Origin of the sequence: Streptomyces sp. NPDC007025 (assembly GCF_042869455.1) — a bacterium.
In the GTDB taxonomy this organism is placed as follows: domain Bacteria; phylum Actinomycetota; class Actinomycetes; order Streptomycetales; family Streptomycetaceae; genus Streptomyces.
This window is the reverse complement of the sequence record NZ_JBIAFT010000001.1, coordinates 752,283-773,302: the sequence shown is the minus strand read 5'-3', so window position 1 is coordinate 773,302 and position 21,020 is coordinate 752,283. Positions and strand designations below refer to the sequence as shown.

Below are 21,020 nucleotides of genomic sequence, written 5' to 3'. Positions count from 1 at the left end.
GGCGGCACGGCCAGACCGGGATCGGCCCGCCGGCCCCGCGTCGGTGCCCGCTGCACGGCGGGACAGCTTCCACCGGCCCACTGCGGCGTCCGTCGTCGGGAAGCCTCTCCCTGAGCACCCCGTATGCCCGGTCAGCGGCCAGGTCATGCCCGGCACCGGCCGCGCCACAGCACACGGCGGGCGGTGCCGGTGCTGCGGTGCGGCGGTGCTGCGGTGCTGCGGTGCTGCGGTGCTGCGGTGCTGCGGTGCTGCGCCACAATGGCCCCACGGGGCCCGGAAGGCCCACGCCCGGGCTCGTCCGACCGTCCGTTCCAGCGAGTGCCGCACACCCGCATCGGCCCACCGGAGAAGACCGGAGAGAAGAGACACCATGCGCATAGCCGCCTATCTGGCGCATCCGCGTCCCGGCAGCTTCAACCACGCCGTGTTCGACGGCGTCGTGGACGAACTGCGACAGCACGGCTGCCGGGTACGTGCCCACGATCTGCATGCCGAGGGCTTCGCCCCCTCCTGACCGCGCCGGAGACCGAGACCGTGCACGCGCTCGGAGCGGCGGCGGACGCGGACGGCGACGCGGATCCGGTGCTCGAACGGCATCGCGCGCGGGTCGCCGAGGCCGACGCGCTGGTCTGCGTCCACCCCAACTGGTGGGGCATGCCTCCCGCGGTGCTGACCGGCTGGGTGCAGCGGGTTCCGGTGCCGGGTGTCGCGTACAAGTTGACCGCGGCGGACAGCGAGCCGGCGGGGCTGTCCGCGGACCGCGCCCTGGTCCTCAACACCTCGGACACCCCGGCGGAGCGGGAGGAGCGCGAGTTCGACGATCCGCTGGGCAACACCTGGGGGGCCTGCGTCCTGCCGTACACAGGCATCACGGACGTGCGGCGCGCCGTCTTCCGCACGGTCACCGACGCCGACCCGGCACGCCGCGCCGACTGACTGCGCCAGGCCCGGGCCCTGGCGGCCGCGCTGCTGGACTGACCTGCGCAGAAGCTCCCGACGCGGCGGCGTCAGTGCACATCCGGTCCCGTGCCGGGCGGCTGCTGCCGGTGAGCGGCGGCGAGCCCGCGGGACACGCCGGGCCGGGAGGGGCGGCCCGGCTCGGCTCCGGCGCCGCTGGCGCGGGCGTTGAGGAGCGAGTCGAAGAGGGCACGCCCCTCCGACAGCGCGGCGCGCAGGTCCTCGGTCTCCGCCGCGTCCGGGCCCGACGCGCCCCCGGCCCGCCGGGCGTCGCGGAGTTGCCGGTATCCCTGGACCCGCCGGGCGTGGTGCACCGAGAGCGCGGCGAGGCGCTCCTCGAACGACGGTCCGGCGGGGTAGCCCCGCTCTTCGGCGAGGCGCTCCAGCAGCGTCTCGGCCGCACCGAGCGCCCGGGCCGGGGAGTCGACGAAGTCCTCCTGGACGGCTCTCCACTGCGCGAGGTAGCGCTCCCGCGCACCGGAGGCGAGCGGCAGCACCACGAGGGAGCCGTACCGGTCGAGCCTTCCGGCCAGCTCGCGCCGCGTGGTCCGGGTGTCGCCGTGTCGCCGGGCGAGGACACGCGTGTACTCGGGGCCGAAGCGGCGCTCCAGCAGCTGCGCCGCCACGGCGGCCGCCCGGCGCCGGAGGCGGACCGCGATGACGAAGGCGACGGCCAGGATCACGGTTGTACCGGCGATGAGCAGGAGGATGAACATGTGCGCCTTCTCCCCGGCCCCCGACGGGCAGCGCCCGGGAGCCGTTACCGAGGGGCGGGCCTCGGAGGAGGGACCCGGCATCTGCCCGGCTTCCCGGACGCCGCACCGGTAAACCACGAACCGCGGCCGCACGGGCCGAATGCGCGCCCCGGCGGTCGAGTTGACGGGCCGTCATCCCATGGATGGTGCGGGCGTGTCGCACGTGCACCCTGTTGCCCGTCGCAGCCGGTCGTCCGTGTCACGCTCGGGCTCCCCGCTCGCTAGGATCCGGGGCAGATGTCCGGGCACGGGGCCCGGGGAGTGCGGTTGGGGTGAATGGTGAATACAGTTGTCGGTCGAGTCGTCCGTTTCGACGGTGCGCGGGGGTACGGGTTCATCGCCCCCGACCACGGAGGCGAGGACGTCTTCCTGCACGCGAACGACCTGATGATTCCGGAATCGTTCGTGCACACCGGAGTCGCGGTGGAGTTCGAGATCGAGGACGGGGACCGGGGCCTGAAGGCCTCCTCCGTGCGGCTTCTGGACCGCTCGGACGCGCCCGGGCCGGAGACCGCTTCGGCTGCCGGGGGCCGGGAACCGCACGGCCCTGCGGCCTCCCGCGGTCCGGACGGGGAGGACCCCATGTGCGATGTGCTCGGTGTCGCCGAGTACACCAGGGCGGTGACGGAGCTGCTGCTGGAGACGGCGCCGGACCTGACCGGCGCGCAGATCCTCGACATCCGTCGGCGTCTGGTGCAGTTCGGGAAGAGCCACGGCTGGGCCGAGGACTGACCGGACGTGCGGGCCGCGACGGCCCGCCGCGGGCTCCGGCGGGTTGCTCCCGGCGGACCCGGCGGCGGGATCGCAGCGGGCGTGGCGGCACGCAGGGCGTGCCGCCACGGGTGCCGACGGGGTCAGATACCGAACGCGGCGGGGTAGCGGATGGCCCCGGAAGGCACCGGCTCCGCCTCCGCGTCCAGGAGGAGGGCCACCGAGGCCTCGTCCGGTACGTCGACGGCGGCACGGATCCCGAGGCGGGAGGTCGGAAGGAATCCGAACCGCGGGTAGTACTCCGGATGCCCGAGGACGAGCACCGGATTCCCGCCGCGCTGCCGTACCGGCCCCGATGCGCTGGTACGGGGGCAGCACCGCGCCCGGGGCCAGCGCGAGCGCGGGATGTCCGGCCACGTGGCAGCGGGTGAGCAGGGCCTGCCCGACCGGAGTGCCGTCGGGCGTCTCGGCGAGCAGGAGGAGTCCGTCGAGCCACGCGACGGGATCGGCGCGCAGCGCCTCGACGAGTCCGGCCTCCTCGGGTGTCGGGAAGGCCGCGAGGAGGATCCGGCGGACCGCGGCGGCGGCTGCGGAGCCGGGCCGCTCGGGTCGGGTGGTGAAGGAGCCTGCGGAAGGCTGGGACAACGGGAACACCTTCGGTACGAGAGGTCCCGGTACTGCCGGCGCACTCGGGGCGCGCCCGGCATACGTCCGGAAGGCGCGCCCGGCTCAGGCCGGAACCGGAACCGTGGGGAGGGGCACTGTCCGGGCACCGCGCGAAGCGGTGGGCTGCACGGCAGTCATCAGCTCGTCTCCCCCGGTCTCGTCCGGATCGGCGACCCGACGGTCGCCGGACGGGGACGCTGGCACAGCTCCGGTACGGGGCTCCCGCCGGGCGGAGAGCCCGGGGAGCCCGCCCCCGGTCCGCCGTGACGGCGTGCGGACCGGGGACGGCGGACCGGATCGGCGGCGTCCCGGGCGGGTCAGTACCAGCCGTGCGCGTCGTGGAAGGCGAGTGCCGCCTGCCAGGAGCCGTACCGCTCCTTGACGTAGCGCTCGGCGCCGGCGTGCTGTTCGGCGACCGTGCCCTTGCCCCAGGGCTGATCGGTCTGGAACAGGCCGTGGTACTTGCCGTTCTGCGCGTTCGGGTTGCCGCTGGACTCCCGGCGGATGATCTCCGCCTTGGCCGCGCTCTCCGCCGTCGAGGAGTTCGGCGCGGTGGGAGCGCTGCTGCGCGGTGCCTGCTGCTGCTCAGGGACTGATCCCTGCTGCTCGGGGGCGGGTTGCTGGTCCTGCGGCGCCGACTGCTGCCCGGCGCTGGACCCGGTCGTGCTGCCCGGAGCCGCCGGGGCGGGCCCGGGCACGGCCTCCCCGATGGTCAGCCGCTGCCCGGGATAGATCCGATCGGGATCGGGAAGCGCGTTCCGCTCCGCGAGTTCCTGCCATCTGGTGCCGTGGCTCCGGGCCACCTCGGACAGTGTGTCGCCGGGCCGCACCTGGTAGGTGGTGGTCGTGGGCTCCTGACGCTGCGCGGCCTCCGTGTGCGTGTGCGTGTCGGATGACTGCCCCTCCTGCGCGAAGGCAGGCGCGGCCGGAACGGCGACTGCGGCAGCCGTGAGGACGCCGAAGGTGGCGATCTTGGTCTTACGCATCTGAATCAAGTCCTTACCGTCGAGCCCGGAAGCTCTCTGTTGGGGTCAGAGGAAAGCCCGTCAGGGCCGTAGCAAACTCCGTCAGATGCCGTCCGGGCCGACGATCCGTTCTGCTTTGCCGATCTTTCACCCGTCCAGAGGTACCCGGCGTCCCCGATGGGCGGTACCTGGGTCGTGTCTTCAAAGCCCCGTCCGCCCGGCGGCGGCCTCCGGGCGGACGACGCTCCTTTGAAGAGACTCCCTAGGCGGGGTTGGCCCGCAGCCAGTCCAGAACCTGCGCGGCGTGCCGGTCCGGCGGGAAGACGGGGTGGAAGACGTGCTCGATCGCGCCGGCGCGGACGATCAGGGTGAGGCGCCGGTAGAACAGCCGCCCGCCCACGTCGAGAACGGGCATCCGCAGAGCTCCCGCCAGGGTCAGCACCGGGTCGGAGAGCAGTCCGAACGGCAACCGCAGCCGCTGGGCGAGCTCGCGCTGACAGGGACTGCCCTGACCGGAGAGGCCGAACACGCGCGACGCCCCGGCGGTCAGCAGCTCGGCGTGCCGGTCCCGGAATCCGCACGCTTCCTGGAGGCAACCCGCCGCACCGGGGACGGAGTCCCAGCCGACGGGCAGCTCGCGGGGGCGTGCGGCGCGTGGAAAGGCATAGAGGACGGTGCGTCCGGTGCCCAGCCGGTCCATGGCGACCAGCCGGCCTTCGATGTGCGGAAGTGCGAGAGGGGGCAACCGCGTTCCGGGCAGGTGGTCGGCGGCCCCGTCGTCCCCGGGTTCGGGAAGTTCCGCTGGCGATCGCCTCAGGTCGTCCACGTGGTGTCCTTCCCCGTGCCGGGATACGTGCGGCGGAGTCCCCCCGGAACGCTAGCCGCGCCCGCGCCGCGCAGGCCGCACGACGCCGGGCCCGTACGGCCCGTGGAGCAGAACGGGCACCGAACGGGCGAGTGTTCACCCGCAACGGTCGAATCACTCTCGACCGCGGATGCATCGTTCCTGCTCAGGAGCGTTTCCGCGGACGGTGGCGACGGGCAGAAACGGTCACGATCTTCTCCGCCGGGAGGCTGGTCGTACCGGACGGGGCCCGGTACAACTCTCCACACGGGCAAGAACGGGCATGTCCGTGACCGAACGGAGAGGGGCGACGGGGCCATGAGCGCGGCGGAGCGGCAGCGGCAGATCGTCGGCACGGCGCGGCGGCTGGGCTCCGTCGAGGTGGCCTCGCTGGCGGAGGAACTGGGCGTCGCCAAGGAGACGGTCCGCCGCGACCTGCGGGTGCTGGAGGAGCACGGGCTGCTGCGCCGGACCCACGGCGGGGCCTACCCGGTGGAGAGCGCCGGGTTCGAGACGACCCTGGCGTACCGCACCACCATGCACGTGCCCGAGAAGCGGCGGATCGCCTCGGCCGCCGTCGAACTGCTCGGGGACGCGGAGACGGTCTTCGTCGACGAGGGGTTCACCCCGCAGCTGATCGCCGAGGCGCTGCCCCGGGACCGGCGGCTGACCGTGGTGACGGCCTCGCTGCCGGTGGCCCGGGTGCTGGCCGCGGAGGAGGAGTTCACCGTGCTGCTGCTCGGCGGACGGGTACGGGGCGGCACCCTGGCCACCGTCGAGCACTGGACGACGAAGATGCTCGCCGGCTTCGTCATCGATCTGGCCTTCGTGGGAGCCAACGGGATCTCCCGGGAGCACGGCCTGACCACTCCGGACCCGGCGGTCTCCGAGGTCAAGGCGCAGGCCATGCGGGCCGCGCGGCGGCGGATCTTTGCCGGGCTGCACACCAAGTTCGGCGCGGTGAGCTTCTGCCGCTTCGCCGAGGTCGCCGACTTCGAGGCGCTGGTCACCTCGGTGAACCTGCCCGCCCCGGAGGCACACCGCTACGCGCTGCGCGGGCCGCAGGTCATCAGGGTCTGATCCGGCCCGCTTCCCAGCTTCTGTACGGGCGGCGGTACCGCACGCCCGCGTTCAACCGGAATATCACGATTCGCCAGGAGTTCATATGCGCTGTCAGAGCAGGCCGCAGGGCCGGATACGCAGCCGACCACATCGGGCCAGGGCGGTCAGGGCAGCCACCGCCGCCGCCACGGCGAGTGCGCTGCTCGCGCTGTCCGGCTGCGCCGGCGCGGGCAGCCTCGGCTCCGGCGGCGACACGATCAGCGTGCTGATGGTGAACAACCCGCAGATGCTGGAGCTGCAGAAGCTCACCGCGGAGCACTTCACCGCGGAGACGGGCATCAAGGTCCAGTTCACGGTGCTCCCGGAGAACGACGTACGGGACAAGATCAGCCAGGACTTCGCCAACCAGGCCGGGCAGTACGACGTGGCGACGCTCAGCAACTACGAGACGCCGATCTTCGCCAAGAACGACTGGCTGCGCTCGCTGACCCCCTACACCCGCAAGGACAAGCGCTTCGACCAGCAGGACATCCTGCCTCCGGTGCGCGAGTCGCTCAGCGGCGAGGACGGCCAGGTCTACGCCGAGCCGTTCTACGGCGAGTCGTCCTTCCTGATGTACCGCAAGGACGTCTTCGCCCAGGAGGGCCTGAAGATGCCCGAGCACCCCACCTGGCCGCAGGTGGCGAAGCTCGCCGCGCAGGTCGACGGCGCCCAGCACGGCATGAAGGGCATCTGCCTGCGCGGGCTGCCGGGCTGGGGCGAACTGATCGCACCGCTGACGACGGTGGTGAACACCTTCGGCGGGACCTGGTTCGACAAGGACTGGAACGCGCGGCTGAAGGACCCCGCCTTCCGGAAGGCGACCAAGTTCTACGTGGACCTGGTGCGCGAGCACGGCGAGTCCGGGGCCTCCCAGTCCGGGTACGCGGAGTGCCTGAACAACATGACCCAGGGCAAGACCGCCATGTGGTACGACGCCACGGCCGGGGCCGGGTCCCTGGAGGGCGCCAAGTCCAAGGTGAAGGGCAAGATCGGCTACGTCCCCGCGCCGGTGGTGAAGACCCGCAGCTCGGGCTGGCTCTACAGCTGGGCCTGGGGGATCCAGAAGGCGAGCCGGAACCCGGACAAGGCGTGGAAGTTCATCTCCTGGGCCTCCGGCAAGGAGTACGAGAAGCTGGTCGGTGAGAAGTTCGGCTGGGCCAACGTCCCGGCGGGCAAGCGTGCCTCCACCTACGAGCTGCCGGAGTACAAGAAGGCGGCCGGGGCCTTCCACGAGGTCACCCGCGAGGCCATCACCAAGGCCAGGCCCCGCGACCCGGGCGTGCAGAAACGGCCCACGATCGGCATCCAGTTCGTCGACATCCCCGAGTTCGCCGATCTGGGGACGAAGGTCTCGCACGAGATCAGCGCCGCCATCGCGGGCCGCCAGTCGGTGGACGAGGCGCTGCGCAAGGCCCAGAAGCTGGCACAGGAGGTCTCCGACGACTACGAGGGGCGAGGGCAATGAGCACTCCGACCACCACTGCCCCGGACGCGCACGACGAGAAGCGTCCGCCGGCCGCCCGGCCCGCCGCGCCGAAGGGGCCGCCCAACCGGCTGCGCGGCTGGGTCACCCGCGCGCCGCTGCTGCCCGCCCTGGTCTTCCTGATCATCGTCACCCAGTTGCCGTTCGCGGCCACCCTGGTGGTCTCGTTCTTCGACTGGAACGCGCTCTACCCCGAGGCCCGGTCCTTCGGCGGCTTCGCGAACTACCAGGAGGTGCTCAGCGATCCCGAGCTGCGCGACTCCGTGGTGACGACGGCGGTGCTGACCGCGGTCGTCGTCCTGGTCAGCCTGGTGCTCGGGCTGCTGCTGGCGCTGCTGCTCGACCGCAGCTTCCGCGGCCGCGGCGTGGTGCGCACGCTGCTGATCGCGCCGTTCCTGCTGGTGCCGGTGGCCGCGGCGCTGCTGTGGAAGCACGTGCTGTACAACCCCGAGTACGGGCTCTTCAACGGTGTGCTGAGCTGGCTGTTCGGGGACGACGCACCGCAACCTGAGTGGGTGGCCGAGATGCCGCTCGGCGCCGTGGAGATGGCGCTGATCTGGCAGTGGACGCCGTTCATGATGCTGATCCTGCTCGCCGGGCTGCAGAGCCGGCCCGCCGACTCGATCGAGGCCGCCCGGATCGACGGGGCCGGGGCCTGGCAGATCTTCCGCTATCTGACGCTGCCGCACCTGCGCCGGTATCTGGAGCTGGGGGCGCTGCTGGGATCGATCTACATCGTGCAGAACTTCGACGCCGTCTTCACCATCACCTCCGGCGGTCTGGGCACCGCCAACCTGCCGTACACCATCTACCAGACCTTCTACCAGGGCCATGAGTACGGCCTCGCCTCGGCCGCCGGCGTGCTCGTCGTCATCGGCTCCCTGATCATCGCCACCCTCGCGCTGCGGGTGGTCTCGTCCCTCTTCCGCGAGGAGGTCCGCGCATGAGCGCCCTGACCGCAGACGCACCCGAGGCGGCGTCGTCCACCGCCGGGCCGAAGGCCACCTCCGCGCCGCCCAGAAGCATCCGCCGCAAGAACACCGCGCTGGGCCTGCTGGCCTGGGTGTGCGGGCTGCTCTTCGTGCTGCCGATCGCCTGGATGGTGCTGACCTCGCTGCACTCGGAGTCGGACGCCGCCACCAACCCGCCGTCGCTGGCCGCCCCGCTGACCCTCGACGGCTACCGCGCCTTCTTCGACGCGGGCGGCGGGGCCGGACCCTGGCCCGCGCTCGCCAACTCGCTGATGGCCTCGGTCTTCTCCACTCTGCTGGTGCTGGTGCTGGCGCTGCCCGCGGCGTACGCGCTGTCCATCCGGCCGGTGCGCAAGTGGCGTGACGTGCTGTTCTTCTTCCTGTCGACGAAGATGCTGCCGATCGTCGCCGGACTGCTGCCGATCTACCTGTTCGCGAAGAACACGTCGTTCCTCGACAACATCTGGCTGCTGGTCATCCTCTACACCTCGATGAACCTGCCGATCGCGGTGTGGATGATGCAGTCCTTCCTCGCCGAGGTGCCGCCCGCGCTGATCGAGGCGGCGCAGATCGACGGGGCGCGGCTGCCGACCGTCCTGTCCCGGGTGGTCGCGCCCGTCGCCGCACCCGGAATCGCCGCCACCGCGCTCATCTGCTTCATCTTCTCCTGGAACGAGATGCTGTTCGCGCGGGTCCTGACGGGGGTCGTGGCGCAGACCGCGCCCGTCTTCCTGACCGGTTTCATCACCAGCCAGGGCCTGTTCCTGGCCAAGGTGTGCGCCGCGTCTCTCGTGATCTCCCTGCCGGTGCTCGCCGCGGGGTTCGCCGCCCAGGACAAGCTGGTCCAGGGCCTGTCGCTAGGAGCTGTCAAATGAAGGCCGCACTCGTCGAGTCGGTGGGCAAGGTGTCCCTGACGGAGGTTCCCGACCCGACCCCCGGTCCCCGCGAGGTGGTGGTGAAGGTCGCGGCGTGCGGGCTGTGCGGAACGGATCTGCACATCAAGCAGGGCGAGTTCGCCCCCTCGCTGCCTCTGGTGCCCGGTCATGAGTTCGCCGGGGAGGTGGTGGCGCTGGGCAGCGAGGTCGACGAGCTGGCCGAGGGGGACCAGGTGGCGGTCGACCCCTCCCTGTACTGCCACGAGTGCCGCTACTGCCGCCGCGGCCACAACAACCTGTGCGACCGGTGGGCCGCGATCGGCGTGTCCACGGCCGGCGGCGCCGCCGAGTACGCGGTGGCGCCCGTGGCCAACTGCGTGCGGCTGCCCGAGCATGTGCGGACCCAGGACGCGGCGCTCATCGAGCCGCTCTCCTGCGCGGTGCGCGGCTACGACGTGCTCAAGAGCCAGCTCGGGTCCCATGTGCTGATCTACGGTTCGGGGACGATGGGCCTGATGATGCTGGAGCTGGCCAAACGGACCGGCGCGGCGAGCGTGGAGGTCCTCGACCTGAATCCCGAACGGCTGGCGACGGCCCGCGGTCTGGGGTGCAGCGGCGCGGCGGCGACCGCCGAGGAACTGGACCGGCCCGGCGGCTGGGACCTGGTGGTGGACGCGACGGGCAACGCGGCCGCCATCCAGGACGGCCTCGGCCGGGTGGCGAAGGCGGGCACCTTCCTCCAGTTCGGTGTCTCCGACTACGCGACACGGGCCACCATCGAGCCGTACCGCATCTACAATCAGGAGATCACCATCACCGGCTCGATGGCCGTCCTGCACAGCTACGAGCGGGCCGCCGATCTGTTCGCCGGCGGGATCCTGGACCCGGAGGTGTTCATCTCCGACCGGATGCCGCTGGACTCCTATCCGGAGGCGCTGGACCGGTTCGCCGAGGGCAAGGGCCGCAAGATCGTGGTGGTGCCCTGAGGCGGTGCCGCTCCCGCCCGCCGGGGGCGCGTGCCTGTCATACGGCCGGGAGCGGCCGTACGACCGCCGGGCCGGTGCCGGGCGGTGATCGCACAGGCGGGGCCGGTCCCGCCGGTGCGATCACCGCCTTGACGTACCGAAAGGTCGTCGTGGCGGAACGCTCCGCCGAACGCGGGGCCGGCGCCGCGGCTCGTTGCCGATCACGGATGCGCTCGTTGAGGCAGGGCATCCGGAGCACCGGGCTCCGGGGCGAGAGAGGAGGACTCGTGCCACGGAAGGGTATCGCCCTGGCGGCGGCCGCCGCGGTGAGCAGCGTGCTGTTCGCGGCGGTTCCGGCCACTGCCGTGTCCCCCGCGCAGACGCGCGCCGGTGGACCTCCCTACCCGTACGCCGACTGCGTGAAGGAGGCGAAGCGGCAGACCAAGGGCACCGACCACGCGGCCAGGTCCCTGTGCGACAAGCTGGTGAAGAAGGGGTGGATCAAGCCGCCCCGCGCCTGAACCGGCCCGGGGCCCCGCCGGACGGTTCACACACCGTCCGGCGGGGCTCTCTGCTGTTGTCGGCCGCTGCTCCGGCCGTGCACGGTGCGCGACCGGGTCGGCCGGCGGTCGCCTAACCTGGGTGCCAGGAGGAGAGTTCCGTGACCGTCTCAGGACCCCGCCCCGTCCCCGATCCGCGCAGCCGCCCGGGCCTGCCGGACCATGTGCGCGAGTGCGTCCTGCTCAAGCACGGCGAGGTCTTTCTGCGCGGCCGCAACCGCGCCCGGTTCGAGGAACAGCTGTACGGCAATCTGCGTGACGCGCTCCGTACGCTGCCCGGACCCGTCTGGCTGGAGAAGGGCCGCAGCGTGACCGCCGTGGGCGGCCAGGTGCCGCTGGACCGGCTCGTGGACCGCGTGCGCCGCGTGATCGGATTCAGCGTCGTACAGCCCGCCGTGCGCGTCCCCGGCACGGTCGAGGCACTCGGCGCGCACGCGGTCGACGCGCTGCGCCGGGCGCGGGAGGAGCGCGCCGGAAGCGGCGGTGAACCCAGCTTCGCCGTGCGGGTCAAACGCCGGGACAAGTCCTTCCCGCTCACCTCCTCGGAGTTGGCCGCCGCGCTCGGGGAGCGGGTGCGGCGGGCGACGGGAGCGCAGGTGGACCTCTCCGCACCGGACATCGAACTGCTGGTGGAGGTGGACCGGGGCGCGGGCTTCGTGTCCCGGGACCGGATACCCGGCCAGGGCGGGCTGCCGGTCGGCACCAGCGGCCCGGCGCTGGCCCTGCTCTCCGGAGGGTACGACTCCCCCGTCGCCGCCTACCGCGCCATGCGCCGCGGACTGGCCTGCGACTTCGTCCATTTCACCGGCGCCCCCTACGCCGACGCCTCCTCCGTCTACAAGGCCTACGCGCTGGCCCGCGGACTCAACCGCTTCCAGCCCGGCCGCGCGCTGTGGGTCGTCCCGCTCGGCAGGGCGCAGAAGCAACTCGCGCTCGCGGGCGCGGGAAGGCTGCACGTGGTGGCCCAACGACGACTGATGGTGCGGACGGCGAGCGCGCTCGCCCGGCGGCTGGGAGCCGAGGCCCTGGTGGCGGGGGACAGCCTGGGCCAGGTCGCCAGTCAGACGGTGGCCAACATGGCAGCGGTCGACGAGGCGGCCGAGATACCGCTGCTGCGCCCCCTGCTGGGCTGGGAGAAGCAGGAGATCATCGACGAGGCGCGGGCCCTGGGCACCGCCGAGGTCTCGGTGCTGCCCGACGAGGACTGCTGCTCGCTGCTGGCCCCTCGCCAGGTCAGCACCCGCGCCCGGGTCACCGATCTGCGGCGGGTGGAACGGCGCCTGCAGCCGGACGATCTCGTCGGGGAACTGCTGGCGGGCGCCTGGTCCCTGGCCCCCGGCGCGGACGAGGATCCGGGCGCGGAAGCCGACGGGGCGGATCCGGCTCGCCGGGGGTGAGAGACCGCTGCCGGGCCGCGGCGCCGCAAGCGGCTCTTACCGCCGCGGCCCCGCCCACCGTGCGCGCCCCCGGCCCGGCCGACCGGCGGCGGATCAGCCCGAACGCCTCAGCCGGCGGTTCCGTTCTGCCGGGCGGCGCGGGCGGCGCGAGCGCAGGAGGCCGACACGGCGCTGCGCAGCCATTCCGGCAGCGGCTCCTGGTGGGTCGCCCGGGTCAGCAGGCGGGCGACCTCCCGGAGCTTGGTGTTGGTCCGCTGCGAGGTGTCGACCAGCACCTGCCATGCCGTATCGGGGCCGCAGCGCCCCGAAGCCATGATCACCCCACGCGCCTGGTCGATCACGGGACGGCTGTCCAGCGCCTGCCGGAGTTGCGCCACCTCCTCCCGCAGCCGGTGGAGCTCGGCGGGCGGACATGCCTCGTACGCCGGGCCGGCGGCCAACGGTTCACGGCCGGCGGCCCGGGGCCCTTCACGGGAGTCGCCGGACCTCTCGTCAGAAGGAGGAGAATCGGAGGTGTAGAAGGTCCCCTCGCTGGTCACCCGTAGCTCCATCCGAGCTGGTTCGGCCCAGGAGCCGGCACGGTAGCGCCCCGGACCCGGCCTAGGCGGAGCCGGGCGCGCGCCCTGCCGCCCCAGGGCGAGTGGACAAGCGGTCCCACTGCCCGGGGCGGCGCCACGGCGAGATTCATCGTGCCTCCGGAGACAACTGTTGTCGCATGACACATGTCTGCCCGTCCGGGCGGGCGGTACGCCCACCTGTGAGATAGCGAACACCGGCGCACCCGTACCGTGGCGGGAGGCCCTCCCGCCCGGGAGGGCCTCCCCATGACAGAGGAGCGCCGCCGTGACCCCGCCCCAACCGCCCGTGCTGGTCGAAAGGGACGGCCGCGCCGGCCGTCTCGTACTCAACCGCCCGCGCGCGCTCAACGCGCTCGACCGGGAGATGGTCGACCGGCTCGCCGGAGCACTGGAGGCCTGGGAGCAGGACGACGCGGTCGCGGCCGTCGTCCTCAGCGGCGCGGGCGAGCGGGGGCTGTGCGCGGGCGGAGACATCCGCGGGATCCACGAGGACGTACGACAGGGCGGCGGCGCGGACTCCGCACGGTTCTGGGCGGCGGAGTACCGCCTCAACGCCCGGATCGCCCGCTACCCCAAGCCCTACGTGGCGCTCATGGACGGGGTCGTGATGGGTGGCGGTGTCGGAGTCTCGGCACACGGCAGCGTGCGCGTCGTCACCGAGCGGTCGCGGGTCGCCATGCCGGAGACGGGCATCGGCTTCGTCCCCGACGTGGGCGGCACCTGGCTGCTGTCGCGGGCGCCGGGCGAGCTGGGCACGCACCTGGCACTGACCGCCGGAGCGGTGGGTGCGGCGGACGCCCTGCTGTGCGGACTGGCGGACCACTTCGTCCCCGCGGACCGGCTCGCGGACTTCGCCGCCGCGCTGGCCCACACCCCACCCGCGGAAGCGGTGGCGCGGTACGCGACCGTCCCGCCGGAGTCCGAACTGGCCGGGCAGCGGGCCTGGATCGACACCTGCTACGACTCCGACAGCGTTCCGGAGATCCTGGCCCGGCTGCGCGACCACGGCGGGACTGCGGCCAAGGAGGCGGCCGCGGCCGTCGAGTCGAAGTCCCCCACCTCCCTCAAGGTCACCCTCGCCGCGCTGCGCCGGGCACGGGGCCTCACCTCGCTGGAAGCGGCCCTGGAACAGGAGTACCGCACCTCCGTCGCCGCCCTCTCCTCCCCCGACTTCGCCGAGGGCGTGCGGGCGCAGATCATCGACAAGGACCGCAGCCCGCGCTGGTCGCCCGGCGCACTCGGCGAGGTCTCCGAGGAGGAGGTGGCGCGGCACTTCGCGCCGCCGGAGAGCGGCGACCTGGGACTCGACGTGTGAATCTGACGCTTTCTGCGGGCATATTCTGATGGCCCATGAGCTACCCGTGCGTTCCTCACATCACGTTCGTGACAGAACTGACTACACATTCCCCTCACACATGCTGCACGCTTGATCCGTGCTTCCGAGGGGAGGGGAACGATGGACAAGCGGTACGAGATATTCTGTCTCGCGGACCCGTATTTCTACGAAACACCAGACCGCTTGTCGGACTCCGCGTCACGCACCGCGACGGACGATGCGGGAAGGCGGTCCGACGAGTCGGCCGCCGACCGTTCCGCTGATCCGGGCGCATTCCCGGTAGCGAGCCGACCCGTCCCCGCCGGCTGGCGGCAGACCCGGTCGGGCGACTGGTTGGAGCTGCGTCCGGTGGCGGGAGAATTCCCGCTGCAAGGCTGGAAGATTCACGCCTCGGCGACTCTCGACAACGCGGACGAGATCGGCACGGCGATCTGGGACCACTGCGTACCCCGCGGAATTCCCTTCAAATTCGTGCCGCACCGCACCCTCCTGTACCTGCGCAACGCCAAATACGCCGGGCGCGGCACGAGCGGTAAATTCGCCACGATATACCCGGCCGACGAGACACAGCTCGAGAGCATTCTGCGCGAGCTGGACGAGAGCCTGGCGGGCCGGCCGGGGCCGTACATCCTGACGGATCTGCGCTGGCGCACCGGACCGCTGTACGTCCGCTACGGCGGCTTCGCGCCGCGCTTCTGCGTCGACGGCCAGGGCAGGCTCGTACCGGCGGTGGAGGACGCCGACGGTCGGCTCGTCCCGGACCGCAAGGACCCCGCGTTCCGGGTGCCCGACGGGGTGACGCTGCCCGCCTTCCTCCGGCCGGAACTGGCGGCGCGCGACGCGGCCACCGTCCAGGAGCTGCCCTACCGGATCGAGCGGGCGCTGCACTTCTCCAACGGCGGTGGCGTGTACGGCGGCGTCGACACCCGGGACGGGAGCCGGGTCGTGCTCAAGGAGGCACGGCCGCACGCCGGACTCGCCGCCGACGGCGCCGACGCGGTGGCGCGGCTGGAGCGCGAGAAGGCCGCACTCGACCGGCTCGCCGGACTGCCGGTGGTACCGGCAGTCCGGGACTGGTTCGAGCTGGACGGGCACCGGTTCCTGGTGATGGAGGAGCTGGCGGGGCAGACCCTCAACTCCTTCTTCGCCAGACGCCATCCGCTGCTGAGCTCCGACCCCGGCCCGGAAGCTCTCGCCCGGCACACCGAGTGGGCGCTGCGCATGCACCGGCTGGTGGAGGACGCCGTCGCGGCGGTGCACGAGCGGGGCATCGTCTTCAACGACCTGCACATGTTCAACATCATGGTGGCGCCCGACGAGCAGTCCGTCGCGCTGCTGGACTTCGAGGCGGCCGCACCCGCCGAGGACGACCCGCGCCAGATCGTCGCGCACCCCGGATTCATCGCCCCGGCCGACCGCACCCGCTACGAGATCGACCGCTACGCACTGGCGTGCCTGCGGCTCGCGCTGTTCGTCCCGATGACGACGCTGCTGGCGGTCGACCGGGCCAAGGCGGCGCACCTGGCCGAGATCGCCGCCGAGCAGTTCCCCGGCATCCCGCCGGGGTTCCTGGCCGAGGCCGTCGCCACCATCGAGGGCACGGCCGCCGGCACCGGCACCGCCATGCCCCGCAGCACCCGGGCTCCCGCGGCACCCGCACCCGGCGACTGGCCGTCGGCCCGGGACGCGATGGTGCGGGCGATCCTCGCCTCGGCCACTCCCGAGCGCGACGACCGGCTCTTCCCGGGCGACGTGGCGCAGTTCAACGACGGCGGAGGGCTCGGTCTGGCGCACGGCGCCGCCGGAGTGCTGCACGCGCTCGCGGAGACGGGCGCCGCCCGCTTCCCGGAGGGCGAGGAGTGGCTGCTGCGGCACACCGACCCCCCGCCGCGCGGCACCCCGCTGGGGCTCTACGACGGACTGCCCGGAGTCGCCTGCGTACTGGCCCGCTTCGGCCACACCAAACGGGCGCTGGAGCTGACCGAGCGGGTGCTGGACGAGAAGTGGCAGCGGCTGGGCAGCTCCCTGCACGGCGGCCTCGCCGGTCTCGGTCTCGCACTGGAGCAGCTCTCGGACGACACCGGTGAGCAGCGGCTGCACTCGGCCGCCCTCGAAGCCGCCCGGCTGCTGGCGCGGCGGCTGGACGAACCCGACGACGGCACCCGGGGCGTCAACCGGGCCGGGCTGCTGCACGGTGCCACCGGGTCCGCGCTGCTGTTCCTGCGGCTGTACGAGAGGCACGGCGGCGACCCCGCGCTGCTCGACCTGGCCGACCGCGCGCTCGCCCGCGACCTGGCGCACTGCGTCCGGGACAGCGCGGGGACCTGGCAGGTCGACGAGGGCAGCCGGGTGATGCCCTACCTGGGTGCGGGCAGCGTGGGCATCGGCATGGTGCTCGACGACTTCCTGGGCCACCGGCCGGACCACGAGGGCTTCGCGACCGCGCGGGAGGGCATCCTGCCCGCGGCACGGATGCGCTACTACGCGCAGCCCGGGCTCTTCCAGGGCCGGGCCGGGATGCTGCTGCACCTCAGCCGGACCACCGCGCCCGGTGTCACCGAGGCCGACCGGCGGGCGCAGCTCACCGAGCTCGGCTGGTACGGGATGACGTACCAGGGAGGCCTCGCCTTCCCGGGCGACCAGATGATGCGGCTGTCGATGGACCTGGCGACCGGCACCGCGGGCTGCCTGCTCGCCACGGGTGCCGCCGTCGGCAACGCAGCCGGGGGGACGCCGCCGAGCCTGCCGTTCCTGGCACCACCGGCGCACCGCAGCGCCACACCGCCGCCCGGGCCGGCCGCGCGCCACAGCGCGTCGGCGCCCGGCGGCCCACAGACCGGCCTCCGGGGCGGGGGCCGTACCGAAGCACAACCGTCCCTGTAACACACAACCCAACACCCCGATAGGGAAGGAAACATCATGGCCCTTCTGGACCTGCAGACCATGGAGCCCGAGGAGCGCACCGGCGGCGGCGACGACAGCAGCGCCAGCCTGCTCCTGTGCGACAAGCTCAGCTCCCACAGCGCGCTCCTGTGCCTGTGACCGGGTGACTCACGCACCCAGTGCTCCCGGGCGGGGTTCTGCCCCCGCCCGGGGGCACTCCCCTGTCTCCGGGCAGCCGGCCGGCCCGGCCTGCCACGCCCCCGCCGACCGGCTGCTGCTCGCCGCGGGACGGCCGCACCTGTGGCGCACCCTCGCGCTGTTCGCCACGGCGACCGGGGCTGCGCTCGCCGCGCTGGCGCTGCCCGCGGCCCTCGGCCGCACCCTCGATCTGCTGCTGGCCGGCGAGGCGGCCGACGGCGCCGCGGCGGGCCGCTGGCTCGCCTGCTGCGCAGCGCTGACCGCCGTCTCGGTGGCGTTGGACGCGGCCGACGCGGTGCTGACCGGCACGCTCAACTCCCGCACCACAGCCGGGCTGCGCACGCGGCTGGCCGGCCATCTGCTGGCGGTGGGACCGCACCGTGCGGGCCGCTTCAGCCACGGGGACCTGGTCACCCGCTGCACCGGAAACGCCGCGCACGCGGGCACGGCACCCGGCAGCGTCGCCTCCGCGCTGGCCGCGCTGGTCACCCCGGTGGGTGCACTCGCGGCACTCGCGCTGCTCGACCTGCGGCTCGCGGCGGTCTTCCTCGCCGGCACCCCGCTGCTGGTGCTGCTGCTGCGCGCGTTCTCCCGCACCTCGACCGACTGCGTGACCCGCTACCAGGAGACCCAGGCGCAGCTCGCCGGGCGGCTCGTGGAGGCACTGACCGGAGCCCGCACCATCGCGGCCGGCGGCCTGCGCGAACGTGAACGGGACCGGGTACTGGAACCACTGGCCCGACTGTCCGCACACGGCCACCGGATGTGGCACGTGCAGGGCCGGGCGACCGCACAGGCCGCCGTGCTGGTGCCGCTGCTCCAGGTCGCGGTGGTCGCGGTCGGCGGACTGCTGCTGGGCCAGGGGGCGCTGAGCGTGGGCGGTCTGGTGGCGGCCGCCCGGTACGCGGTGCTGGCGGCGGGCGTCGGCACTCTCGTCGGCCAGCTCAACGCGCTGGTGCGCGGCCGTACCGCGGCACGGCGGCTGGCGGAGGTCCTGGAGGTGCCCGCCATGGCGACAGGGCACCGGGCGGCCCCGGAGCACACCGCGGGCCGTCGGCCGGGACGGCTGGAACTGCGCGGTGTGCGCGCTTCGTACGCGGGTGAGCCGGTGCTGCACGACGTGGACCTGGTGGTGCCCGGCGGCGCCACGGTCGCCGTGGTCGGCCGGTCGGGAGCGGGCAAGTCGCTGCTGGCGGCCGTCGCCGGGCGGCTCGCCGAACCGGAGGCCGGGCAGGTGCTGCTGGACGGTACCGACCTGGCCGAACTGGATCCGGCGGCCCTGCGGCAGGCCGTCGGATTCGCCTTCGAACGCCCGGTGCTGTTCGGCTCCACGGTCGGCGAAGCGCTCTCCGCCGGGATCCCCGCCGGACACGAGGGACGCGAGGCCCGGGTCCGTGCGGCGGCCCGCGCGGCCTGCGCCGACGGGTTCGTCCGTACCCTGCCGCACGGCTACGGCACGCCCTGCGCACAGGCCCCGCTCTCCGGCGGCGAGATCCAGCGGCTGGGCCTGGCCCGCGCGCTCGCCCAGGACGGCCGGGTGCTCGTGCTGGACGACGCCACCTCCAGCCTGGACACGGTGACCGAGTGGAAGGTCACCCGGGCGCTGGCGGACGCGGGCGGGAGGGGCGGGGGGCGCACCCGGCTGGTCGTCGCGCACCGCGCCTCGACCGCCGCCCGCGCGGACCTGACCGCCTGGCTGGACGGTGGCCGGATCCGTGCGCTTGCTCCGCACCGGCAGCTGTGGGAACTGCCCGGCTACCGTTCCCTCTTCGGCAGCGGGAGCGACGATGACTGAGCCCGCGGCGGCACGCCCCGGGGCTCCGGTGGAGGCGGTCGGCACCGGAGCCGCGGACCGGCAGGCGCCGCACCGGCGGGCGGGCGGCCGACACCGGGCGCCGCGCGGGCTCGGGCGGGCCGGGGCACACTTCCTGCTGCGGCGGCCACGGGTGCTGCTGGCGCTGGCGGGCTGGTCGGTGCTGGAGGCGGCACACACCTTCGCGCTGGGATTCGCGCTCGCACGGGCCCTGGACGACGGTTTCCTGGCGGGCCGGGCGGCCGTGGGTCTGGGGTGGCTGGGCGTCGCCGCCGCCGGGCTGCTCGCCGGGGCCTGGGGCACGGCACGGGTCTACCGGCAGGTCGCGGCGCTCGCCGAACCGCTGCGGGACGAACTGGTGCGCCGCGTGGTGGGCCGCGGGCTGTACGAGGCCGTGGCCGCGGCCGGGGCCCCGGGGCGGGCCGCGGACGACGCCGCGGGCACCGGTGTCGTCTCCCGGCTGACGCACCAAGTGGAGATCGCCCGGGACAGCTTCGCGGGGCTGGTGATGGTCTCGCGCTCGTTCCTCTTCACCCTGATCGGCGCGGTCTCCGGGCTCCTGGCGCTGGCGCCGGTGCTGCTGCTGGTCGTCGTACCGCCGCTGGTGGCCGGGCTCGCGGTGTTCGCCGGGACCCTGCGGCCGCTCGCCCGCCGGCAGCGGGACTTCCTGGTGGCGGACGAGGAACTGGCGCGGGAGGCGGGCACGACGGTGCGCGCGCTGCGGGACGTGACCGCGTGCGGGGCCCAGGAGCGGGTGCGGCGGTCCGTGGTGGAGAAAGTGGCGGTGGAGCGGCGGGCGGCCGACGCGCTCGCGTACTGGGGGGTGGCCCGGGCGCTGGCACTGGGACTGGGCGGGCGGCTGCCCGTGGTGCTGCTGCTGGTGCTCACCCCGTGGCTGCTGCGGCAGGGCGTGAGCGCCGGGGCGCTGGCCGGGGCGCTCACCTACCTCACCCAGGCGCTGCTGCCCGCGCTGCAGAGCCTGGTGCACGGCCTGGGCGGCGCCGGTGCGCGCTTCGCGGTGGTGATCGGCCGGCTGCGGGACGGAGCCCCGGAGCCCGATCCCGACACGCCGCGCACCCCGGTGCCCGGCCCGCGGGCGCCGGGCGTGCCCGGTGCCCGCGCGGCGGCCGCGTCCGGCGGCGCGGAAGGCGACGCGGCTCCCGCGCTGGAGCTGCGGAGAGTCACCTTCGCCTACGGCCCGGCGGCCGAGCCGGTACTCGCCGGCCTCGATCTGACGGTCCCCGCGAATGGCCGGCTGGCGGTCGTCGGCCCCAGCGGGGCGGGCAAGTCCACACTGGCACTGCTGGTGGCCGGAGTGCTGCGGCCGTCGAGCGGCGAGATCAGGCTGCACGGCAGGCCGGCCCTGTCGCCGCTGCCGGAGGAGGCTCCGCAACCGGCCCGCCGGTTGCCTCCGGCGGTGGAGCAACGGGTGCTGATCCCGCAGGAGTCGTACGTCTTCACCGGCAGCGTGCGGGAGAACCTGTGCTGTCTGCTGCCGGACGGCGCCGCCGTGCCGGGACCGGCGCTGCTCGGCGCCGCCGAGGCGGTGGGGGCGGACGCGCTCGTGCGGCGGCTGGGCGGGCTCGACGGGCCGGTGGATCCGGCGGCGCTCTCGGCGGGTGAGCGGCAGCAGATCGCGCTGGCCCGCTCCTATCTGTCGCCGGCCCCGCTGGTCGTCCTGGACGAGGCGGGCAGTCAGCTGGACCCCGCCGCCGAGGAGGTGGCCGAGCGCGCCTTCATCCGGCGCGGCGGGGCGCTGGTGGTGATCGCGCACCGGATCAGTTCGGCTCTCCGCGCCGACCGGGTGCTGGTGCTGGACGGCGAACACACGTGCTGCGGGACCCATGCCGAGCTGCTGGAGCTCTCAAGGCTCTACCGCGACCTGGCGGCGGGCTGGGCTCCGCCCTCGCGGGTGTGACGGCACGGTCCCCTCGGGTGCGGCGGCACCGGCGTGCCGCC

At 73.6% G+C, this 21,020-nt stretch carries 19 protein-coding genes and 1 pseudogene; 15 read left to right on the top strand and 5 right to left on the bottom strand.

What is annotated here, in order from left to right; translation table 11 throughout:
- Positions 1-370: 370 nt before the first annotated feature.
- Both ACFYMO_RS03290 and ACFYMO_RS03285 read left to right on the top strand, forming a co-directional pair.
- Complete coding sequence (locus ACFYMO_RS03290) at positions 371-514, top strand: hypothetical protein (protein WP_366770333.1); 144 nt, start codon at positions 371-373, stop codon at positions 512-514.
- Between the two features lie 20 nt (positions 515-534).
- Positions 535-936, top strand: a complete 402-nt coding sequence (locus tag ACFYMO_RS03285; RefSeq protein ID WP_366770334.1) for an NAD(P)H-dependent oxidoreductase — start codon at positions 535-537, stop codon at positions 934-936.
- Between the two features lie 71 nt (positions 937-1,007).
- Here ACFYMO_RS03285 and ACFYMO_RS03280 read toward each other — a convergent pair whose 3' ends face one another.
- Positions 1,008-1,673, bottom strand: a complete 666-nt coding sequence (locus ACFYMO_RS03280) for a hypothetical protein (RefSeq protein WP_366770335.1) — start codon at positions 1,671-1,673, stop codon at positions 1,008-1,010.
- A gap of 315 nt (positions 1,674-1,988) precedes the next feature.
- On the opposite strand from ACFYMO_RS03280, the gene ACFYMO_RS03275 reads away from it, so the two are divergent.
- A complete protein-coding gene (locus ACFYMO_RS03275) occupies positions 1,989-2,444 on the top strand; it encodes a cold shock domain-containing protein (RefSeq protein WP_366770336.1) in 456 nt (151 codons plus the stop codon).
- Between the two features lie 122 nt (positions 2,445-2,566).
- On the opposite strand, the pseudogene ACFYMO_RS03270 reads toward ACFYMO_RS03275, so the two are convergent.
- The 3 genes and pseudogenes from ACFYMO_RS03270 to ACFYMO_RS03260 all read right to left on the bottom strand — a co-directional run bounded on the left by ACFYMO_RS03270 (position 2,567) and on the right by ACFYMO_RS03260 (position 4,880).
- Positions 2,567-3,068: pseudogene (locus ACFYMO_RS03270) on the bottom strand (GNAT family N-acetyltransferase).
- Between the two features lie 338 nt (positions 3,069-3,406).
- Entirely contained in the window at positions 3,407-4,075 is a 669-nt protein-coding gene (locus tag ACFYMO_RS03265) for a LysM peptidoglycan-binding domain-containing protein (RefSeq protein ID WP_366770337.1), read from the bottom strand.
- A 241-nt stretch (positions 4,076-4,316) separates the two neighbouring features.
- The gene (locus ACFYMO_RS03260; RefSeq protein ID WP_366770338.1) at positions 4,317-4,880 is read right to left on the bottom strand and encodes a peroxiredoxin; all 564 of its coding nucleotides are present in this window, start codon (positions 4,878-4,880) and stop codon (positions 4,317-4,319) included.
- 336 nt (positions 4,881-5,216) lie between these two features.
- On the opposite strand from ACFYMO_RS03260, the gene ACFYMO_RS03255 reads away from it, so the two are divergent.
- The 7 genes from ACFYMO_RS03255 to thiI all read left to right on the top strand — a co-directional run bounded on the left by ACFYMO_RS03255 (position 5,217) and on the right by thiI (position 12,253).
- On the top strand, positions 5,217-5,978 hold the full coding sequence (locus tag ACFYMO_RS03255; protein WP_366770339.1) for a DeoR/GlpR family DNA-binding transcription regulator: 762 nt from the start codon (positions 5,217-5,219) through the stop codon (positions 5,976-5,978).
- 85 nt (positions 5,979-6,063) lie between these two features.
- Positions 6,064-7,467, top strand: a complete 1,404-nt coding sequence (locus ACFYMO_RS03250; RefSeq protein ID WP_366770340.1) for a sugar ABC transporter substrate-binding protein — start codon at positions 6,064-6,066, stop codon at positions 7,465-7,467.
- Positions 7,464-8,432, top strand: coding sequence for a carbohydrate ABC transporter permease (locus ACFYMO_RS03245; protein WP_019359188.1), 969 nt, complete (start codon positions 7,464-7,466; stop codon positions 8,430-8,432). Before ACFYMO_RS03250 ends, ACFYMO_RS03245 begins: the two co-directional genes overlap by 4 nt.
- Complete coding sequence (locus ACFYMO_RS03240; RefSeq protein WP_366770341.1) at positions 8,429-9,331, top strand: carbohydrate ABC transporter permease; 903 nt, start codon at positions 8,429-8,431, stop codon at positions 9,329-9,331. The genes ACFYMO_RS03245 and ACFYMO_RS03240 overlap by 4 nt, the downstream gene beginning before the upstream one ends.
- Positions 9,328-10,317 carry a zinc-dependent alcohol dehydrogenase family protein gene (locus tag ACFYMO_RS03235; protein WP_366770342.1) on the top strand — a complete coding sequence of 330 codons (990 nt, stop codon included), beginning with the start codon at positions 9,328-9,330 and terminating at the stop codon, positions 10,315-10,317. Before ACFYMO_RS03240 ends, ACFYMO_RS03235 begins: the two co-directional genes overlap by 4 nt.
- A 266-nt stretch (positions 10,318-10,583) precedes the next feature.
- Entirely contained in the window at positions 10,584-10,817 is a 234-nt protein-coding gene (locus ACFYMO_RS03230) for a hypothetical protein (RefSeq protein WP_019359191.1), read from the top strand.
- 140 nt (positions 10,818-10,957) lie between these two features.
- Positions 10,958-12,253, top strand: coding sequence for a tRNA uracil 4-sulfurtransferase ThiI (gene thiI, locus ACFYMO_RS03225; protein ID WP_388543734.1), 1,296 nt, complete (start codon positions 10,958-10,960; stop codon positions 12,251-12,253).
- A 107-nt stretch (positions 12,254-12,360) separates the two neighbouring features.
- On the opposite strand, the gene ACFYMO_RS03220 is transcribed toward thiI, so the two are convergent.
- The gene (locus tag ACFYMO_RS03220) at positions 12,361-12,792 is read right to left on the bottom strand and encodes an ANTAR domain-containing protein (protein WP_388543731.1); all 432 of its coding nucleotides are present in this window, start codon (positions 12,790-12,792) and stop codon (positions 12,361-12,363) included.
- 304 nt (positions 12,793-13,096) lie between these two features.
- Here ACFYMO_RS03220 and ACFYMO_RS03215 point away from each other — a divergent pair, with 304 nt between their 5' ends.
- The 5 genes from ACFYMO_RS03215 (at position 13,097) to ACFYMO_RS03195 (ending at position 20,979) form a co-directional block, all read left to right on the top strand.
- Positions 13,097-14,146, top strand: coding sequence for an enoyl-CoA hydratase/isomerase family protein (locus tag ACFYMO_RS03215; RefSeq protein ID WP_366770344.1), 1,050 nt, complete (start codon positions 13,097-13,099; stop codon positions 14,144-14,146).
- Positions 14,147-14,287: 141 nt separating this feature from the next.
- The gene (gene lanKC, locus ACFYMO_RS03210; RefSeq protein WP_366770345.1) at positions 14,288-17,050 is read left to right on the top strand and encodes a class III lanthionine synthetase LanKC; all 2,763 of its coding nucleotides are present in this window, start codon (positions 14,288-14,290) and stop codon (positions 17,048-17,050) included.
- 36 nt (positions 17,051-17,086) lie between these two features.
- Entirely contained in the window at positions 17,087-17,209 is a 123-nt protein-coding gene (locus ACFYMO_RS03205; protein ID WP_019359195.1) for a SapB/AmfS family lanthipeptide, read from the top strand.
- A 4-nt stretch (positions 17,210-17,213) separates the two neighbouring features.
- Positions 17,214-19,043: an ABC transporter ATP-binding protein gene (locus tag ACFYMO_RS03200; RefSeq protein WP_366770346.1), complete on the top strand. Its 1,830-nt coding sequence runs from the start codon at positions 17,214-17,216 to the stop codon at positions 19,041-19,043.
- Positions 19,036-20,979 carry an ABC transporter ATP-binding protein gene (locus tag ACFYMO_RS03195; protein ID WP_366770347.1) on the top strand — a complete coding sequence of 648 codons (1,944 nt, stop codon included), beginning with the start codon at positions 19,036-19,038 and terminating at the stop codon, positions 20,977-20,979. Before ACFYMO_RS03200 ends, ACFYMO_RS03195 begins: the two co-directional genes overlap by 8 nt.
- Positions 20,980-21,020: the final 41 nt, after the last annotated feature.

What these genes read in the sequence shown, in the direction of transcription:
- ACFYMO_RS03290 (WP_366770333.1), top strand. Translation starts at nt 371, where the DNA reads ATGCGCATAGCCGCCTATCTGGCGCATCCGCGTCCCGGCAGCTTCAAC.
- ACFYMO_RS03280 (WP_366770335.1), bottom strand. Translation starts at nt 1,673, where the DNA reads ATGTTCATCCTCCTGCTCATCGCCGGTACAACCGTGATCCTGGCCGTC.
- ACFYMO_RS03275 (WP_366770336.1), top strand. Translation starts at nt 1,989, where the DNA reads ATGGTGAATACAGTTGTCGGTCGAGTCGTCCGTTTCGACGGTGCGCGG.
- ACFYMO_RS03265 (WP_366770337.1), bottom strand. Translation starts at nt 4,075, where the DNA reads ATGCGTAAGACCAAGATCGCCACCTTCGGCGTCCTCACGGCTGCCGCA.
- ACFYMO_RS03255 (WP_366770339.1), top strand. Translation starts at nt 5,217, where the DNA reads ATGAGCGCGGCGGAGCGGCAGCGGCAGATCGTCGGCACGGCGCGGCGG.
- ACFYMO_RS03250 (WP_366770340.1), top strand. Translation starts at nt 6,064, where the DNA reads ATGCGCTGTCAGAGCAGGCCGCAGGGCCGGATACGCAGCCGACCACAT.
- ACFYMO_RS03245 (WP_019359188.1), top strand. Translation starts at nt 7,464, where the DNA reads ATGAGCACTCCGACCACCACTGCCCCGGACGCGCACGACGAGAAGCGT.
- ACFYMO_RS03240 (WP_366770341.1), top strand. Translation starts at nt 8,429, where the DNA reads ATGAGCGCCCTGACCGCAGACGCACCCGAGGCGGCGTCGTCCACCGCC.
- ACFYMO_RS03235 (WP_366770342.1), top strand. Translation starts at nt 9,328, where the DNA reads ATGAAGGCCGCACTCGTCGAGTCGGTGGGCAAGGTGTCCCTGACGGAG.
- lanKC (WP_366770345.1), top strand. Translation starts at nt 14,288, where the DNA reads ATGGACAAGCGGTACGAGATATTCTGTCTCGCGGACCCGTATTTCTAC.
- ACFYMO_RS03205 (WP_019359195.1), top strand. Translation starts at nt 17,087, where the DNA reads ATGGCCCTTCTGGACCTGCAGACCATGGAGCCCGAGGAGCGCACCGGC.
- ACFYMO_RS03195 (WP_366770347.1), top strand. Translation starts at nt 19,036, where the DNA reads ATGACTGAGCCCGCGGCGGCACGCCCCGGGGCTCCGGTGGAGGCGGTC.